This window comes from Bradyrhizobium sp. SZCCHNR3119 (genome assembly GCF_032487775.1).
Taxonomy (GTDB): Bacteria; Pseudomonadota; Alphaproteobacteria; order Rhizobiales; family Xanthobacteraceae; genus Bradyrhizobium.
The window spans coordinates 4,846,464-4,863,813 of record NZ_JAUEUV010000001.1 but is presented as its reverse complement, the minus strand read 5'-3'; the positions used below and the strand labels follow the sequence as shown (position 1 = coordinate 4,863,813).

Sequence of the window (17,350 nt, the reverse complement as noted above, 5' to 3'; positions counted from 1 at the left end):
GGTTGACCGAAGACGGATCTACTCATGTGACGTTCAAATCCTGCGGCGACATGGATTGCGGGCAGATCGTCTGGCTGCGAGAGCCCATCGATCCCGAGACAGGCAAGGCATGGCAGGACAAGCTGAACCCTGATGCCTCGCTGAGGCAGCAGCCGCTCGTCGGTCTCACGATGATTACGGGCCTGATGGAGAACAGCCCGAACACCTGGACCGGCACACTTTACAATCCGCTGGATGGCAAGAGCTACACGGGACACTTTCTGATGCTCAGTGCCGCCAAGCTCGAGCTGAAGGGCTGCACGTTGGCTGGCTTGATCTGCCAGACGGAAACCTGGGTCCGGGTGAAGTGACGCGATGAGCCGTCTTCTGAAAGCCTCCCTCTGCTTCACAGCCGCCGGCATCTGCGCCTACTGGGGAGCGGTTTTCTCCGGTGCCGTTCCTGTCATCGAGCTCGTGCCGGGCTACCGCAGTTGGTTCATGTCGTTTCCGATTCCGGACTTCTGGATAGCAATCACCTCCCTCCTCGCCGCGGTGCTGGCAAGGTTCGATAAGCGCCTCAGCGCGATTGCGATGGCGGCTGCCGGTTCCGGCTTGGTTTTCCTCGGACTCTATGCGTTCGCCTACGGCTTCAACTCGGGCCTCGTCTACGAGCTTACCGTCGACGAGCTCATCGAGATCGCGATCAAGATCTACTGTCTCACGATGGGCGCGTGGCTGCTCGCATCTGCATATCTGCAGATATCCGGCCCGCGGAAGGCTGCACCCTACCCGCCTCTCACCGTGGCTCGATGAAACTTCGGTGGCGGGTCACGGGCTCGCTGTCGGCGCGACGACGGCGTCGGAGGCCGACCTCGCCGTCTTGCGCGCAGAAAAATGGCACGGCCAATCTTGCGCGCCTTAAGGCTTCGTTAAGGACGCTCCCAGCGACACGATCAGACACAACTCGTGACGCCAGCTCTGAGGAACATCCGCGTTGAAGGAGCGGGTCAATCGCCATCCGGCATGACCCACACCGATCCTTCTTCACGCGAGAGTCCCATGTCGATCAGCTCCGTCAATTCACTCACCGCGGCCGCCACGACCCAGGCCGCCACCTCCACGCAATCCACGTCCGCGACGTCTCAGACTTCCGCGACATCGCAGGCCGCATCGTCCTCCGACGCCGACGCGACCAGCAGCGCGTCCAGCAGTTCCTCCAGCAGCTCCTCGGGCAGCGGCGGCTCGTCGTCGAGCAAAACGGTGGTCAGCGAGGTCTCGATCACCATCGACGGCGTCACCACCACGACCATCACCTATTCCGACGGTTCGTCCGAAGTGACCAAGAGCGCGGCCGCCAGCTCTGGCGGCAACAGCAGCAAGGGCGCCCAGACCTACAACGCGCAAGGAACCACCAACGGCGGCACGGCCAGCGGCGCCAGCAGCGGCGCAAGCGCGACGTCGAGCCAGAGCGTCACCGCCTGAGTGGCCTTCCGGTAGCGGCCAACGGCGCCGTAGTCGAAGTCCCGGGTCGGCGCTTCGACGACGCCGAGGCGTTTGCCCGGGCCGACAGCGGAGGAGTGGCGTGCCTGTGCGCGGCCCGCCGCCACTCCTCATCGTCGCGCTCCTCACCGGTCGTCGCCGCGATCGCTGCAGAAAGCTGCGAACGCGGAGCTGAGAGCATCAGCCCCGCTTGCGGAACGCCGCTTCGCCGGCGTCGGACACCTCGACCCACCGCTTGTCCGGTGCGGCGCCTTCGACATAGCTGTCGTGCCAATTCCACCATTTGTAGGTCGGCGTCTGCGGATAGCCTTCCGGCGAATCCTCCCAGACCTCCTGGCGGCCGAGCGGCGTGATGTCGAGATAGTTCCAGGTGCCGCCCATCTGCTCGTCGCCGCGACTGTTGATGAAATAGGTGCGGAAGACGCGGTCACCGTCGCGGAAGAACACGTTGGTGCCGTGCCACTGGTCGACGCCGAAATCGACATCGAAGCTGTCGGTGATGGTGACCCACGGCATGGTCCAGCCCATCTTCGCCTTCAGCCTGGCAATGTCGGCCTGTGGCGCCCGCGAGGCGAAGACGAGCGTGGTGTCGCGGGCATTCAGATGAGCGAGATGGGCGACCTGGTCGGCCACCATGGAGCAGCCGCGGCAGGCATGGTCGGGCCAGCCGAACACGCCCGGCTCGAAGAAGGCGCGGTAGACGATGAGCTGATGCCGGCCGGCGAACAACTCGCGCAGGCTGACCCTGCCCGCCGGCCCCTCGAACACATAATCCTTCTCCACCGCCATCCACGGCATGCGCCGCCGCTCGGCGGCCAGCGCGTCACGCGCCCGCGTCTGGGCCTTCTCCTTCGCGAGCAGCTCAAGGCGCGCCGCCTCCCAGGCTTGCGCCGATACGATCGCCGGCCGCTTCATCGTGGGCTCTGCGCCTATCCGTCCGGTCTCGGCTGTTGCAGTCATGGCTCGATCCTCCTGGTGTAAGCGCGGTGCCGCTGACGCGGCTGACATGCAATTCATTTGCGTCTTCGCGCGGTTCGTCGTGAGATGGTTCTGACACCGGACGATCGAACGGCGGGAGTAACAAGTGTGGCGCCATTTCTTGCCGACATCGCTGCCCGGCGGCTGTGATGCGCCGCGCACGGCACCGCGAAGGCTTCGCCATTGCCGGAACTGGCGGTGGTCTCGCGCGTTGATCAGCTTGCCCTTTTTGAAAGCCCCGCCTCGATGACCCGCCCGCCCGCGGCCTCCGCGTTCCGAACCGTCCTGCATCGCGCGTCGCTGGCCGGCCTTGCGGCGTCATTCCTGCTCTGCGGCCCCGCGCACGCCCAGGACTCCGGGACCAGCGGGATTCCGCTCGGACCGGCCAACATCAACGGGCTCAACGGCTCGGTGCGTGATCCCTCGGGCATCGGCAATGCGGCGCGGATTCCGCCGCTCCCGCAGCCCAACCTGGCGCCGGTCCCGGTGCCGAGCGTGGCGCCTTTGAACTCGACGCAGCCGGTCTATTCGCCGCGCCTTGGCTATGCTCGCCAATGGCGGCATCTGTCGAAACGGCAGCGCGCGAAGCTGGAGCGCCAGACCGTCAAGGAGAACGACCGGTTGCTGAGATACGGCGTGCCCAGCATCTGCCGGGGATGTTGAGCGACCCTGCGCTGCAGCTGCAAGCGGCTCTTAACCACGCACAGCCATTTGCCGCTCCGATTGAAGTCCCGGCCCGCGGCAAAGGCCCGCACGCCGCTTGGCCTGTCGCACGAATGATGTAGGCTGAAGATCGGAAAGACTCAGGCGCAGGTGGCGGCGCACGCCGCCGGTGCAAGGCAGGACTGACATGACCGACCATCTGATCGTCACCGACGAGGGCGAGGCGCGGGTGATCAAGCTCCGCCGCCCGGAGAAGAAGAACGCGATCACGCAAGCCATGTATCGCGGCATGACGGATGCGATCGACACCGCGCAGAACAATCCGAACATCCGCTGCCTGGTGATCACCGGCGGCTCCGGCGTCTTCACCTCCGGTAACGATCTGGAGGAATTCCTGCATGCCGGCACCGTCAATAGCGAGGCGGTGCGCACTTCCAACATGGTGAAGTTCCTGTATTCGCTGGCGCATAACGTGAAGCCGATCATCGCCGCCGTCGACGGGGTCGCGATCGGCATCGGCACGACGATGCTGTTTCACTGCGACTATGTGCTGGCCTCGACGGCGGCGACCTTCTCGACGCCGTTCCTGCGGCTCGGTCTCGTGCCGGAAGGCGCCTCCAGCCTGTTGATGCCGCAGACCATGGGCTATCAGCGCGCTTTCGCCATGCTGGTGATGGGACGAACCATGACGGCGGCGGAAGCCCACATTGCCGGCTTCGTCAATACGGTGGTGGCGCCGGGTCACACCGAGGTCGAGGCGCACAAGGTCGCGCGCGAGATCTGCCGGCTGCCGGCGGAAGCGGTGGCGATCTCGCGCAAGCTCATCCGCACCCCGCCGGACGAGCTGACCCGCCGCATCGACCAGGAGGCGCATATTTTCGGCGAGCGGATGAGCTCGCAGGAAGCCGTGGCCGCCTTCAAGGCGTTCCTGGAGCGGAAGAAGCTTTGAGGCCGGGCCGCCCGGAGCCTGACGCCAAGAACGCCATCAGCATCGACGACCGACCTACTTCGCCGCCCCCGCCGCGGCCGTCTGCTTGGCGAGGCCGTCGGCGAACTGCGTCTCCAGCTTGTCGAGATAGGCGTTGAACTCGCCCGGCTTGACGAACGGGTTCGGCGCGCCCGCGGCGATCTTCGCGCGCTTGCCGGCCATGTCGTACATCTCGGGATGCGGCGCCAGCAGGATATCGGGATGCACGGTCTTCGACCACGCAAAGGTCTTCTTGTAGTCGTCGATGATGCCGGGATAGGTCGGTCGTCCGACCAGGCGGTTCAGCGCCACCGTCGCGCTGCAGAAGAAGATCACGCTGCGTGTCGCCTCGCCGTCCTTCACGGTCGTGGTCCAGCTGGTGCAGCCGGGCGAGTGTCCGGGAGTTTCGTGCGCCGTCAGCGTGACGCCGCCGAGCTGTATGGTATCGCCCTCGTGCACGGCGCGATCGACCTTCACCGGCGGAAACATCAGATGCTTCTCTTCCTCGCGGCCGGGATAATAGCCGCCTTCGAGCAGCGGCTGGTCCTTTGCGCCGGCCACCATCTGCGCGCCGGATTCCTGCTTGATCTGCGCAAGGCCGCCGGTGTGATCGATATGAGCGTGGGTGTTGATGATGTATTTGATATCGGCGACCTTGAAGCCGAGCTTGGCGATGCTGCCCTCGATCTGCCCGGTGGCCTCCGGCATCGCGGTGTCGATCAGGATGTGCCCCTGCGGCGTGGTCACGAGATAGGAGGCCAGCCCGTCGGTGCCGACGTAATAGATGTTATCGATGACCTTGAACGGCTCGGTCGGAGTGTTCCAGTGCTTGATCATGTCGCGCATGAAGTCCGGCAGCGACTGCGCTGCGGCCTGGGTGGCAAGCAGCATGCCCGCGACCACGACCATCAACCTTTTCATCGAAACCTCCCGATTTCTTGCTTTGATTGACTCTCGTTATGTCATCACGGCGAACGCCACGCAATCGCAGCCGCCTTCGTGACAGTGTCGCCTCCCCGCTTTATGAGTCCGCCATGACATTTCGCTGCTGCGCGATCCTCGCCTGTCTCCTGATCAGCTTCGCACCCGCCCGCGCCGAGCGCGGTCTGCCGGTCGACCTGCGCATTCTTGCGATCAACGATTTTCACGGCAATCTGAAGCCGCCCGCATCGGGCATCCGGATCAGCGATCCCACCGACCCGACCAAGACCACGCTCGTCCCCGCCGGCGGGGCCGAGCAGATGGCGAGCCTGGTGAAGCAGCTGCGCGGCAACCACGCCAACAGCATCTTCGTCGCCGCGGGCGATCTGATCGGCGCGAGCCCGTTCCTGTCGGCCATGTTTCACGACGAGCCGACGATCGAATCGCTGTCGCTGATGGGGCTCGCGATCGCCTCGGTCGGTAACCACGAATTCGACGAGGGCAAGGACGAGTTGCTCAGGATGCAGAACGGCGGCTGTCATCCGAAAGACGGCTGCCAGGGCCCGCATCCGTTCCGCGGCGCGGACTTCCATTATCTCGCCGCTTCGACGGTCGTGACGGAGACCGGCAAGACCGTATTTCCGCCCTACGAGATCAGGACGTTCGAGGGCATTCCGGTCGCCTTCATCGGCCTGACCTTGAAGGGGACGTCCGAGATCATCTCGCCGGCCGCGGCGGCCGGATTGGATTTTCGCGACGAGGCGGAGACCGTGAATGCGCTGGTTCCTGAATTGAAGGCCAAGGGCGTGGAAGCGATCGTGGTGCTGATCCACGAGGGCGGCTGGCCCAGCGGCGGCTACAATGAATGCCCGGGCATCTCGGGCCCGATCGTCGCGATCGTCAAGAAGCTCGACCGGGCGGTCGACCTCGTCATCTCCGGCCATACCCACCAGGCCTATGTCTGCGAGATCGACGGCCGGCTGGTGACCTCGGGCGACAAGTTCGGCACGCTGGTGACCGCGATCGACGTCAAGCTCGACCCGGCGACGCGCGACGTGATCAGCGCCAAGGCCGACAATGTGATCGTGCGGAACACCTTGCCCAAGGATTCCGAACAGACCGCGCTGATCGAGGCTTACGACAAGGTCGCGAGCCCGATCGCCAACCGGCCCGCAGGCATCATCACCGAGAGCTTGTCGCGGCTGCCGAATGCATCGGGCGAAAGCGTGCTCGGCGACGTCGTGGCCGACGCGCAGCTCGCTGCCACGGCGGCGGCCGACAAGGGCGGCGCCGTGCTCGCGATGACCAATCCCGGCGGCATCCGCACCGACCTTGTCAGACGCGCGGACGGTGGCCCGGTGACCTATGCCGAGGTGTTCGCCAGCCAGCCCTTCCGCAACCAGCTGGTGACGGTGACGCTGACGGGCGCCGACATCAAGGCGGCCTTGGAGCAGCAATGGCACGATCCGAAGCGGCCGCGCATCCTGCAGGTGTCGAGGGGATTTTCCTACGCCTTCGATCCGGCCAAGCCCGATGGCGAACGGATCGATGCGGCCTCGATGAGGCTGGGCGGCACGCCGATCGATCCCGCGGTATCGTATCGCGTGACCATCAACACCTATCTCGCGCTCGGCGGCGACAATTTTACCGCGTTCAAACGCGGGCGCGAGGCGCTGACCGGCCGGTATGACGACGAGGCGCTGTTCGCCTATCTGAAGGACAACAGCCCGCTGACGCCGCCCGCGCGGGACCGGATCAGCAACCGGGCGCCATGAGGGAAACCCGTCCCTCAGCGCTCCCGGCTCTTCCCGAGCCTGCCGCCAGCGCCTAGATTAGGGGTTTCAACCGCAACGCGCGAGGGCCTGGGTCCCGTATGTCCACGCTGTATCTCTCCCATCCCGCCTGCCTCGATCACGCCACGCCATCGGGACATCCGGAGCGCGCCGACCGGCTGCGCGCCGTCGAGGAGGCGCTGACCGAGGAGCGCTTCGCGCTGCTCGACCGCGACGAAGCGCCGGAGGGCGATCTCGACCTGGTGCTGCTGTGCCACCAGGAGCACTATGTCACCGAGCTGAGGCACGTCGCGCCGACCTCGGGTGTGATCTATCTCGACGGCGACACGTCGATGTCACCCGGCACCTGGGAAGCGGTGATGCGCGGCGTCGGCGGCGCGGTCGCCGCGACCAGCGCCGTGATGTCCGGCAGCCACCGCAACGCGTTTGTCGCGGTGCGTCCGCCCGGCCACCACGCCGAGATCGGCAAGCCGATGGGCTTCTGTTTCTTCGACAATGTCGCGATTGCCGCGCGCTATGCGCAGCGCCAGTTCGGCATCGAGCGCGCGGCCATCGTCGATTTCGACGTCCACCACGGCAACGGCACCCAGGACATCTTCTGGGCCGACAAGAGCGTGATGTACTGCTCGACGCATCAGATGCCGCTGTTTCCCGGCACCGGGGCCCGCAGCGAGCGCGGCGACCATGATACCATCGTGAACGCGCCGCTGGCCTCGGAGGACGGCAGCCTCGAATTCCGCTCGGCCTTCGAGAACCTGATCCTGCCGCAGCTCACCAAGTTCAGCCCCGAACTAATCCTCATCTCCGCAGGTTTCGACGCGCATTACCGCGATCCGCTGGCCTCGCTCAATCTGCGCGCCGAGGATTTCGGCTGGGTCACCCGCAAGCTGATGGACCTTGCCGACAAGACCGCAGGCGGCCGCGTGGTCTCGGTGCTGGAGGGCGGCTACGATCTGCAGGGCCTGAAGGAATCGGTCGCCGCCCATGTCGCGGCACTGACCGGGGCATGATCCCCAGCTTCCTTCGATCCGCAGGTTCCACGGCCCGCCGGGGGCCTGACATGACCGGCGGCGGGGTGTAAAAGCCGGCCCCGGTCGAATCCCGGCCGCGGAGCGCTAATCGCAGGAACCCGGTATGGCAGACAACACCCTCCCCGACGTCAAGACACTGTCGTTCGAGCGCGCGATCGAAGAGTTGGAATCGATCGTCAAGCGGCTCGAGGAGGGCAAGGTGCCGCTGGAGGAGTCGGTGGCCATCTATGAACGGGGTGAGGCCTTGAAGCGGCGCTGCGAGGAGCTGCTGCGGCAGGCCGAAGCGCGGGTCGAGAAGATCACCACCGACGCCAACGGCCAACCGGTCGGCGTCGAGCCGCTCGACGTTCAGTGAGTTCCAGCCCCTCTCGTTAGGGCGAGATGGGCACTCCGGGCCGGCCGCATCGGCCGTGCCGCATTTCAACTGCGAATGATTGACCACTTCGGGCTGCGCGCATTCACCGCGGGACAGCCGCCTCTCGATCGTGCATAGCAGCCCAAAACTTTCGCAAATCTGTCCTGGAGGGCGGACCGGGCTGCTATAGTCCACGGCGAGGAGGAGACCGCCAGGCCGTTTGCCCGGGGCAGCCGCGCGAAGTTGGAACGCCGGCCCATACCAGCGACGCTTTCGACCCCGTCCTCATCCAGTTCATTCAAGGGATTGCAAACCCGCGTGCGCGTGCAGAACCGCCATATCATTTATGTGCAGGGCTACGACCCGCGCGGGCTTGCGCAATATTACCGCATGTTCCGGACCGAGCTGCGCAAGTTCGGCCGCCTCTACGGGGTCAACGCGACGATCAGCCGGCCGCATTCCAGCTCCGATGGCGACATTGCCTCCTGGTCGATCGAGACCAAGGGCGAGACCTGGCAGACCCGCACCGCCTATGACTTCCTGCGCTTCGAGGATTTCATTCAGAACGACCTCACCGCGCCGATTTGGCGCATCGTGCTGGAGGCGGTGTGGATCTATTGGCGGCTGATGTTCCGCGGCACCATCGCGCGGTTCTGGCGAGCGAACTGGCGGTTTGCGACCTTCATCACCTGGCCGCACATCATCCTGCTGCTGGAAGCGCTGGGCGCGGCGGCGGTCGGCTTCGTCTTCGGCAAGGGGTTGGGCGCGCTCGGCGTGCCCTCTCCCCTCAGTTTCACCGCAGGCGCAGCCGTTTTCTTCGCCCTGCTGTGGGGCGCGCTGCGCTACTTCGAAAACCAGACCTACGTGCTCTACCTGCTCTGCGACACGATCTGGACTTGGCAATACGCCCATCGCGGCCGTCCCGAATGGGATCGGCGCATCGACCGTTTCGCGCAATACCTGACCGAGGTGGCGCGTAACAGCGATGCCGACGAGATCGTCATCGTCGGCCACAGCTCCGGCTCGTTCCTGGCCGCCGAGATCCTGGCCCGCGCATTGAAGCTCGATCCCGCCCTCGGCCGCGGCAGAGCCCGGCTGATGCTGCTGACGCTCGGCGGTAATTTCCCGATCGTCGGCTTCCATAAGGCCGCCGCCGACTTCCGCGCCCATCTTGCCGAACTTGCGGTCACGCCGCAGGTCGACTGGATCGACTGCCAGGCGCGCAAGGACGTGATGAACTTCTTCCTGTTCGATCCGATCGCCGCCCACGGCATCAAGCTGAGCGCCGAACGACGCAATCCGACCATCGTGTCGGTGCGCTTCCGGGAGATCATCAAGCCGGACCACTACAAGCTGTTCCGCTGGCAGTTCTTCCGGGTGCACTTCCAGTTCGTGATGGCCAACGAACGGCCCCACGCCTACGATTTCTTCATGATCGTCTGCGGCCCGGTCCCGCTCCGCGAGCGCATGGCTCATCCTGAGGCAGCCCTTGCGGTCGTCACGACAAACGACGCCAAGACCCGCGACAGCAGCTGGGTGGTGTTGGACCCGCCCGGCGCGTCCGAACCGCCTGCTGCCGCCGATTTGGGCAGCTACGTGGAACCCACCGCACGCCGCCGGGGTTAGGTGTTGCCGGAAGGACCCGATGAGGGGCTTGCCATATTCCGCTGGCTTGGCTTTAAGACGCACTTTGGTGTAAAGGGGTTCGGAACTGTGGGCTTTTGGAGGCCCCGTCCATGCTGGGATGGCGGAAGTAACTGCCTGAAAAACCACGAGAAAATGAGCTGAACGCGACTTGGCGAAATGACGAGGACAATGACGCCGCCAAGAGTGATTTGCATCACATAGAGGGATCCGAAGCGCGGTTAGGCTTGTTCCGCGGCTTCGGCCCGCGCGGATGAGACCTGGATTCGACGTCCTGGATCCGACTTGGTGTCGCCGCCTGCTACGATGAACCCGTCTCACGTCGGCCCTTGAACCCGACCTGCAAAATTGGAATATCGCCGTGACCACATTTAGTAAAACGCCGCTTCTCGATACCATCAAGACACCGGACGATCTGCGTCGGCTCAAGGTGGAGCAGCTCCGGCAGGTGGCGGACGAGTTGCGTCAGGAGACGATCGACGCGGTTTCGGTGACGGGCGGCCATTTCGGTGCCGGCCTCGGCGTGGTCGAGCTGACCACGGCCATCCATTATGTTTTCGATACCCCGCGCGATCGCCTGATCTGGGACGTCGGCCATCAGGCCTATCCGCACAAGATCCTGACCGGCCGCCGCGACCGCATCCGCACCCTGCGCACGGGCGGCGGCCTCTCCGGCTTCACCAAGCGCGCCGAGAGCGACTACGATCCGTTCGGTGCGGCGCACTCCTCCACCTCGATTTCGGCGGGCCTCGGCATGGCGGTCGCCCGCGACCTCTCCGGCGGCAAGAACAACGTGATTGCCGTGATCGGCGACGGCGCGATGTCCGCCGGCATGGCCTACGAGGCCATGAACAATGCCGGCGCCATGAACTCGCGCCTGATCGTGATCCTCAACGACAACGACATGTCGATTGCGCCGCCCGTCGGCGCCATGTCCGCCTATCTGTCGCGGCTCTATTCTGGCAAGACCTACCGCACGCTGCGCGAGGCGGCGAAGCAGATCAACAAGCACCTGCCGAAGGTGCTGGCCAACCGCGCCAACCGCGTCGAGGAATATTCCCGCGGCTTCATGATGGACGGCGGCACACTGTTCGAGGAGCTCGGCTTCTATTACGTCGGCCCGATCGACGGCCATAATCTCGATCACCTGCTGCCGGTGCTGAAGAACGTCCGCGACATGGAGACCGGGCCGATCCTGGTCCACGTCGTTACCCAGAAGGGCAAGGGCTATCCGCCGGCGGAGGCCTCCGCCGACAAATATCACGCCGTGGTCAAGTTCGACGTCGCCACCGGCACCCAGGCGAAGGCCAAGCCGAACGCGCCGGCCTATCAGAACGTGTTTGGCCAGAGCCTGGTGAAAGAAGCAGAGAAGGACGACAAGGTCGTCGGCATCACCGCCGCGATGCCCTCCGGCACCGGCATCGACATCTTCGCCAAGGCGTTCCCGAAGCGCACATTCGACGTCGGTATCGCCGAGCAGCATGCGGTGACCTTCGCCGCAGGTCTTGCGGCTGAAGGCTACAAACCGTTCTGCGCGATCTACTCGACCTTCCTGCAGCGCGGCTACGACCAGATCGTGCACGACGTCGCGATCCAGAGCCTGCCGGTCCGCTTTGCCATCGACCGCGCCGGCCTGGTCGGCGCCGACGGTGCCACCCATGCCGGCTCGTTCGACAACGCCTATCTCGGCTGCCTGCCGAACATGGTGATCATGGCCGCCAGCGACGAAGCCGAACTCGTGCACATGGTGGCGACCCAGGTCGCGATCAACGATCGCCCGAGCGCGGTGCGCTATCCGCGCGGCGAAGGCCGCGGCGTCGAGATGCCGGAGTTCGGCGTTCCCCTGGAGATCGGCAAGGGCCGCATGATCCGACAGGGCAAGCAGATTGCGCTGCTCTCGTTCGGCACCCGTCTGGCCGAATGTGAGAAGGCGGCCGACGAACTCGCCGCCCTCGGACTATCGGCATCGATCGCGGATGCGCGCTTCATGAAGCCGCTCGACGAGGAGCTGGTCCTCAAGCTCGCCCGCGACCATGAGATCCTGATCACGATCGAGGAAGGCTCGATCGGCGGTTTCGGCTCGCATGTGATGCAGTTCCTGTCCGATCAAGGCATGCTCGACGGCGGGCTGAAGATGCGCTCCATGGTGCTGCCGGACGAATTCCTTGATCACGATACGCCGGCGGCGATGTATGCCCACGCCGGGCTCGACGCCAAGGGCATCGTGCGCAAGGTGTTCGAGGCGCTCGGCAAGGACTACAAGGCCGAGGTCGTCAAGCTCGCCTGAGCGCTGTCGCAGCGCGGCTTTGGGTGATCCATGAAGATCTATCTGGCAGGTCCCGACGTGTTCCTGCCGGATGCAGTCGAGGTCGGGCGCCAGAAGGTCGGAATTTGCGCCCGCCACGGCCTCTTCGGCCTCTATCCGCTCGACAACACAGTCGATCTGGCATCGGCCACGATCTCGCTCGATATCTTCCACGGCAACGCGGCGATGATGCATCAGGCCGACGCCATCATCGCCAATCTCACTCCGTTTCGCGGCCCTGGCGCCGATGCCGGCACCGTCTATGAGCTCGGCTACATGGCAGGCCGTGGCAAGCTCTGCCTCGGCTATTCCAACGATCCCTCCGTCTACGCCGAGCGCGCGCAGCGCTTCACGACCGTGATGACGCAAGGCAGCTTGCTGACGGATATCGAAGGCCTGGCGGTTGAAGATTTCGGGCTCAGCGACAATCTGATGATGATCCACGCGCTCGACCTGCATGGCTTTCCGCTGGTGACGCCGCGCGAACCGCCGGAGGATGTCTGGCACGATCTCGCGGCGTTCGAGATTTGCGTCAAGCTGGCAGCCGAGCGGCTGCTGGGCACGGATCCGTAGGGTGGGCGCGAGGCGTCAATTGCGATACGACCTAGGGAACGCCGGAAGCCACGCGCCTTTGCCCACCAACGCATCTCACTGTAGGGCATCATGCTCTTCACGATTCCTGCTGTCGTCCCTGCGAACGCAGGGACCCATAACCACAGGACGTTGTTTGTGGCAGACGAGTGGTTAGATCCCTTCCCGTCAACTGCGTCCTGTGGTTATGGGTCCCGGGTCGGCGCATCGACGCGCGATGCGCGTCGGTGCTTGCCCGGGACGACAGCGAATTTGGTGCGCGAGCTTCACAACTCATAAAAGCCGACCGATCAACTCATGCCCCCTCCTCGCAAACGCGCTGATCTCCTCTTGGTCGAACGCGGCCTGTTCGAGAGCCGCGCACGGGCGCAGGCCGCGATCGAGGCCGGCCTCGTCTTCGCCAACGCCAAGCAGGTCGCGAAGGCCTCCGAAACCATTCCGCTCGATGCTGATCTGCAGGCCGAGCCGGCGCATCCTTACGTCTCGCGTGGCGGCGTGAAGCTCGCCGGCGCGCTGGAGCGTTACCCGATCGAAATCGAGGATCACGTCTGCCTCGACGTCGGCGCCTCGACCGGCGGCTTCACCGAGGTCTTGCTCGCGAACGGCGCGGCGCTGGTGTTCGCCATCGACGTCGGCCGCGATCAGCTACATCCGTCGCTGCGGGAGCATCCGCGGATCGTCTCGATGGAGACGACCGACATCCGCTCTTTCGAAGGCAAGCGGCTGCCGCAGCGGCCCGACGTGGTCGTGATCGACGTCAGCTTCATCTCGCTGAAGCTGGTCTTGCCGGTCGCGCTGTCGCTTGCGGCCTCGCCGATGAGCCTGCTCGCGCTGATCAAGCCGCAATTCGAGGCCAAGGGCGCCCATGGCAAGGGCGGCATCATCCGCGATCCGGCCGTACACCAAGAGGTCTGCGACGATATCGCCGCCTTCGCCGCCTCGCTCGGCTGCACCGGGATCGAGGTGTTTCCTTCGCCGATCACCGGCGGCGACGGCAATGCCGAATTCTTCCTTGGAGCGCGGCGCCATGGTTGAGCGGCTCCTGATCGATCATGTCGGCCATCGCGGCGATGGCGTCTCGCTCACCGACGGTGAAGCGCTTTACGTGCCCTATACGTTGGGAGGCGAAACGGTCGAAGCCGCCGATATCCCCGGCCATCCCGACCGGCGCAAGCTGCTCGCCGTGGAGACCCCGAGCCCCGAGCGGATCACCCCCTTCTGCCCACATTTCGGCGTCTGTGGCGGCTGCGCCATCCAGCATTGGCAGGTGGATGCGTATCAGGCTTGGAAGCGCAATCTCGTGGTCGAGACGTTGAGGGCCGCCAAGGTCGATTGCGACGTCGGAGCTTTGGTCGACGCGCACGGCGCCGGCCGCCGCCGCGCCACCTTCCATGCGCGGATGGGCACGCACGAGGTGCTGAGGGTCGGCTTCTCGGCCGCCAACAGCCACGACATCATCCCGATCGATCGCTGCCCCATCCTTGATCCTGGCCTCGATGGCGCGTTGGAAGCCGCATGGGCCTTGACCGAAGCGCTCAAGCCGACCGGCAAGCCGCTCGACATCCAGGCCACCGCCACCAATAACGGCCTCGACGTCGACATCCGCGGCTCCGGTCCACTGCCGTCGCCGCGGATCACGGCGCTGTCTGTCGTCGCCGAGCAGCACCGGCTGGCGCGGCTGACGCGTCATGGCGAACTGGTGCTGATGCGCAATGCACCGGTCATCAGCATCGGCGCGGCGCAGGTGACGCTGCCGCCGGGCTCGTTCCTGCAGGCGACCGTGGCCGGCGAAGAGACCCTGGCGAAGCTGGTGGGCGAGCGGATCGGCCGCGCCAAACACGTCGCTGACCTGTTTTGCGGCGTCGGACCGTTCGCGCTGCGGCTGGCGTCGACCGCGCGGGTCACCGCACTCGACAGCGATGCCGCTGCGGTGATGTCGCTGCAGAAAGCGTCGGCGAATACGCCCGGCTTGAAGCCGATCAAAGCCGAGACACGGGACCTGTTCCGCCGCCCCCTGATGCCGCAGGAGCTGCGCGATTTCGACGCCGTCGTGTTCGATCCGCCGCGCCAGGGCGCGCAGGCCCAGGCGAAGCAGCTAGCGGCAAGCAAGGTCCCTGTGGTGGTTGCCGTGTCCTGCAACGTCACCACGTTCGCGCGCGACGTCAGGCTATTGATCGACGGCGGCTACAGGCTCGAGACCGTGATGCCGGTCGATCAGTTCCGCCATACGCCGCACGTCGAGCTGGTGGCGCGACTGGTGCGTTGAGCGCGCGGGCTCCTCGCCCCAGGCGCTTCACCGCACCACGTCGAGCTTCACATTGGCGACGCCGGAATGGGTCATGCCGAGCGCTTCGGCCGCCGAGTAGGACACGTCGACCACCCGTCCCTTCACGAACGGGCCGCGATCATTGACGCGCACGACCACCGACTTTCCGGTGGTGACGTTGGTGACCTGCAGGCGCGTGCCGAACGGCAGGCTGGGATGCGCCGCCGTCAGCTCATGCGGATCGAATCTCTCGCCGCTCGCGGTCTGCTGTTCCTCCGTATAGAAGCTCGCAACGCCGCGTAAGCCGCCGGGCGCGGCGACGACGGTGCGCTTCTCCGGCTCGCGGAGGCGCACGATCGAAGCCCGGGCAACGTGGCGAACCTCCCGGTGCGGCGGCTCGAGCATGGCCTGCCTGGGGGGAGCAGCAAGCCCCGCCTGCCTGCTGACGACCGATGATTGCGCGCACGCTGCAAGGGAGACTGCAAGCAGACCGACGGCTGCCGCCTGCGTCAGCTTGCGGCCGACCTGGCCGCGAGCGAGATCCGGCGCCCGGCCGGCTGGAGCGCGATCGGATCGGGTCGAACCGCTATCGCGCTCGAGATGGTCGACTGAACATGATCTCTTTCGGAAAGCCGCATCGCGCCCTTCCAGATCATGCACTGGGCCACAGTTGACCCCAAAGTTCCTGTCGTCACGGTCGATAGTACGCATGTTCTATGCGCCTCCGCCCCAGCGAGGCCAAGGTCGCCAACAGATCAGGGCAGCATCGTGGCACGAGAACAGAACCGCCGCACAACCTACGGTTTTTAGCCTTGGGTGTGTCTTTGATGTGACATGTTCCGGGCCAAAGGCTGAGCCAGCGCTCGCGCGCAGCTTCCGCACGTCCGGATCGCGCGATGGCCGCGGCGCTCACCCGCGAGTTCGTGGCAGAAGCGGCCTTGACATGAGCTCCGCCGGGGACCCCCTACCGCCCCCACCTGTCCTGCCAGATCTTCTCGCCGATGGTGCAGGACACCCGTGGCTCCCTCGGCTCGTCGGCGACCGGCACGATGTGGCGCTCGGGTATACGACCGGCGACTTCCATCAACAGCTTGGTGCGGATCGCCTCTTTGAATTCTTCCCGGCTCTTGATCGGTATCACGAAGGAGCCCGTGCCGCCGGTGACACAGTCCTTGTAGTACAGATCGAGATTCTCGATATCCATCGTCGAGAAGGACGGCTCCTTCACCATGACGGGCAAGCCGTTGATCACGATGCCTTTGGAAACAGCTTCATCGCGCGCGATCGTGACCGGCCCGCCGCTGTTGTTGGGCCCGTCGCCGGAAATGTCGATGACCCGCCGCAATCCCCGATAGGGATCTTCATCGAACAGCGGCATCGCGAAATTGATCGCCCCCGAGATCGACGTGCGCGAGGCGCGGCGGATCGGCGTCTTCATGATCTCCGCTGATACGGCATCCGCGCTCTCCGGCCCCTCGATCAAGCGCCAGGGAATGATGATCTTCTGGTCGCCGGAGGCCGCCCATTCGAAATAGGTGATGGCAATGCGTCCGTTCGGACCGTTCTTCAGCGCCTGCAGGAATTCCTTCGAGGCGATCGCCTGGGCGTAGCCTTCGCGCTGGATCGCGAGCTCATCGAGGTCCATCGAATAGGAGACATCGACCGCAAGAATGAGTTCAACGTCGACGCTGCCCGCTTCTTTCTCATTCAGTTGCTGCGGTTGCTGGGTCGGCTGCGCCCTGGGGGCCGCGCTGACCTGTACGACGTCCCCCCAGTCCAGCACGCCCATGACGCACAGGGTTCCGATCGAAATCCACCAGCGCATGCCGCCCTCCAATCGTATGGAGGGATGGTGACATGCAATCCGCCGACGGCAAGGTGGGAACGAGCGGCCCCATTCACATTCGAGTTAGCTCTGTCATACCGGATGCCGGCAATAAAGCAGGCATGCCGGGCTGACCTGCAACCCCGTAGTTCCCCGGCCGAGTCGGAAACTGTATGGTCGACCGGTCCTTTCACCAGGATGGGTGCCGCTGGAATGAATGACGCTGTCACCAAGCCGGAGACGAAGGTCAGGACCAGGGTTCGGACCAAGGTCGAGCGCCCGCGTCTCTACAAGGTGATCCTGGTCAATGACGACTTCACGCCCCGTGAGTTCGTCGTCTCGGTGCTGAAGGCGGAATTCCGCATGACCGAGGACGAGGCCTACAAGGTGATGATCACGGCGCACCAGCGCGGCGTCTGCGTGGTCGCCGTCTTCACCAAGGACGTGGCCGAGACCAAGGCGACGCGCGCCACCGACGCCGGCCGTGCGAAAGGCTATCCGCTGCTGTTCACCACCGAGCCGGAGGAATAAC

At 65.1% G+C, this 17,350-nt stretch carries 21 protein-coding genes; 15 read left to right on the top strand and 6 right to left on the bottom strand.

Features of this window, described 5'->3' with window-relative positions:
- Positions 1-26: 26 nt before the first annotated feature.
- Positions 27-350 (top strand): DUF2147 domain-containing protein, encoded by a 324-nt coding sequence (locus QX034_RS22395; protein WP_316173512.1) that lies wholly within the window; start codon positions 27-29, stop codon positions 348-350.
- 4 nt (positions 351-354) lie between these two features.
- Positions 355-792 (top strand): hypothetical protein, encoded by a 438-nt coding sequence (locus QX034_RS22390; RefSeq protein ID WP_316195797.1) that lies wholly within the window; start codon positions 355-357, stop codon positions 790-792.
- Positions 793-986: 194 nt separating this feature from the next.
- Here QX034_RS22390 and QX034_RS22385 read toward each other — a convergent pair whose 3' ends face one another.
- Together QX034_RS22385 and QX034_RS22380 are read right to left on the bottom strand one after the other, a co-directional pair.
- Complete coding sequence (locus tag QX034_RS22385) at positions 987-1,109, bottom strand: hypothetical protein (protein ID WP_315741628.1); 123 nt, start codon at positions 1,107-1,109, stop codon at positions 987-989.
- Between the two features lie 12 nt (positions 1,110-1,121).
- Complete coding sequence (locus QX034_RS22380; protein WP_315741629.1) at positions 1,122-1,265, bottom strand: hypothetical protein; 144 nt, start codon at positions 1,263-1,265, stop codon at positions 1,122-1,124.
- Here QX034_RS22380 and QX034_RS22375 point away from each other — a divergent pair.
- The gene (locus tag QX034_RS22375) at positions 1,240-1,461 is read left to right on the top strand and encodes a hypothetical protein (protein WP_316168301.1); all 222 of its coding nucleotides are present in this window, start codon (positions 1,240-1,242) and stop codon (positions 1,459-1,461) included. The two genes, QX034_RS22380 and QX034_RS22375, sit on opposite strands and share 26 nt — an antisense overlap.
- Positions 1,462-1,659: 198 nt before the next feature.
- On the opposite strand, the gene QX034_RS22370 is transcribed toward QX034_RS22375, so the two are convergent.
- Entirely contained in the window at positions 1,660-2,439 is a 780-nt protein-coding gene (locus tag QX034_RS22370; protein WP_315741631.1) for a thioredoxin family protein, read from the bottom strand.
- A 201-nt stretch (positions 2,440-2,640) separates the two neighbouring features.
- On the opposite strand from QX034_RS22370, the gene QX034_RS22365 reads away from it, so the two are divergent.
- The gene (locus QX034_RS22365) at positions 2,641-3,120 is read left to right on the top strand and encodes a hypothetical protein (protein ID WP_315706967.1); all 480 of its coding nucleotides are present in this window, start codon (positions 2,641-2,643) and stop codon (positions 3,118-3,120) included.
- Between the two features lie 187 nt (positions 3,121-3,307).
- Positions 3,308-4,069, top strand: coding sequence for a crotonase/enoyl-CoA hydratase family protein (locus QX034_RS22360; RefSeq protein ID WP_315706966.1), 762 nt, complete (start codon positions 3,308-3,310; stop codon positions 4,067-4,069).
- A 54-nt stretch (positions 4,070-4,123) separates the two neighbouring features.
- Here the strand turns inward: QX034_RS22360 and bla are convergent, their stop codons facing one another.
- On the bottom strand, positions 4,124-5,008 hold the full coding sequence (gene bla / locus QX034_RS22355) for a subclass B3 metallo-beta-lactamase (protein ID WP_315706965.1): 885 nt from the start codon (positions 5,006-5,008) through the stop codon (positions 4,124-4,126).
- Between the two features lie 113 nt (positions 5,009-5,121).
- Here bla and QX034_RS22350 point away from each other — a divergent pair, with 113 nt between their 5' ends.
- The 8 genes from QX034_RS22350 (at position 5,122) to QX034_RS22315 (ending at position 14,993) form a co-directional block, all read left to right on the top strand.
- Entirely contained in the window at positions 5,122-6,783 is a 1,662-nt protein-coding gene (locus QX034_RS22350; RefSeq protein ID WP_316195796.1) for a bifunctional metallophosphatase/5'-nucleotidase, read from the top strand.
- Positions 6,784-6,881: 98 nt separating this feature from the next.
- Positions 6,882-7,811: a histone deacetylase family protein gene (locus tag QX034_RS22345; RefSeq protein ID WP_315706963.1), complete on the top strand. Its 930-nt coding sequence runs from the start codon at positions 6,882-6,884 to the stop codon at positions 7,809-7,811.
- Between the two features lie 124 nt (positions 7,812-7,935).
- Positions 7,936-8,187: an exodeoxyribonuclease VII small subunit gene (locus tag QX034_RS22340; protein ID WP_315706962.1), complete on the top strand. Its 252-nt coding sequence runs from the start codon at positions 7,936-7,938 to the stop codon at positions 8,185-8,187.
- A gap of 318 nt (positions 8,188-8,505) precedes the next feature.
- A complete protein-coding gene (locus QX034_RS22335) occupies positions 8,506-9,813 on the top strand; it encodes a hypothetical protein (RefSeq protein ID WP_315766827.1) in 1,308 nt (435 codons plus the stop codon).
- Between the two features lie 379 nt (positions 9,814-10,192).
- Positions 10,193-12,118, top strand: coding sequence for a 1-deoxy-D-xylulose-5-phosphate synthase (gene dxs / locus QX034_RS22330; RefSeq protein ID WP_315706960.1), 1,926 nt, complete (start codon positions 10,193-10,195; stop codon positions 12,116-12,118).
- Positions 12,119-12,148: 30 nt separating this feature from the next.
- Positions 12,149-12,709: a nucleoside 2-deoxyribosyltransferase gene (locus QX034_RS22325; protein ID WP_315706959.1), complete on the top strand. Its 561-nt coding sequence runs from the start codon at positions 12,149-12,151 to the stop codon at positions 12,707-12,709.
- 315 nt (positions 12,710-13,024) lie between these two features.
- Positions 13,025-13,762, top strand: coding sequence for a TlyA family RNA methyltransferase (locus QX034_RS22320; RefSeq protein WP_315741636.1), 738 nt, complete (start codon positions 13,025-13,027; stop codon positions 13,760-13,762).
- Positions 13,755-14,993, top strand: a complete 1,239-nt coding sequence (locus QX034_RS22315; RefSeq protein WP_315767441.1) for a class I SAM-dependent RNA methyltransferase — start codon at positions 13,755-13,757, stop codon at positions 14,991-14,993. The genes QX034_RS22320 and QX034_RS22315 overlap by 8 nt, the downstream gene beginning before the upstream one ends.
- A 27-nt stretch (positions 14,994-15,020) precedes the next feature.
- On the opposite strand, the gene QX034_RS22310 is transcribed toward QX034_RS22315, so the two are convergent.
- Positions 15,021-15,398 (bottom strand): septal ring lytic transglycosylase RlpA family protein, encoded by a 378-nt coding sequence (locus tag QX034_RS22310; protein WP_315706956.1) that lies wholly within the window; start codon positions 15,396-15,398, stop codon positions 15,021-15,023.
- 51 nt (positions 15,399-15,449) lie between these two features.
- Between QX034_RS22310 and QX034_RS22305 the strand changes: the two genes are divergently transcribed.
- Complete coding sequence (locus QX034_RS22305) at positions 15,450-15,605, top strand: hypothetical protein (RefSeq protein ID WP_315751265.1); 156 nt, start codon at positions 15,450-15,452, stop codon at positions 15,603-15,605.
- 352 nt (positions 15,606-15,957) lie between these two features.
- Here the strand turns inward: QX034_RS22305 and QX034_RS22300 are convergent, their stop codons facing one another.
- Positions 15,958-16,818, bottom strand: coding sequence for a DUF1194 domain-containing protein (locus QX034_RS22300; protein WP_315706955.1), 861 nt, complete (start codon positions 16,816-16,818; stop codon positions 15,958-15,960).
- A 213-nt stretch (positions 16,819-17,031) separates the two neighbouring features.
- On the opposite strand from QX034_RS22300, the gene clpS reads away from it, so the two are divergent.
- Positions 17,032-17,349, top strand: a complete 318-nt coding sequence (clpS, locus tag QX034_RS22295; protein ID WP_315765078.1) for an ATP-dependent Clp protease adapter ClpS — start codon at positions 17,032-17,034, stop codon at positions 17,347-17,349.
- Position 17,350 lies beyond the last annotated feature (1 nt).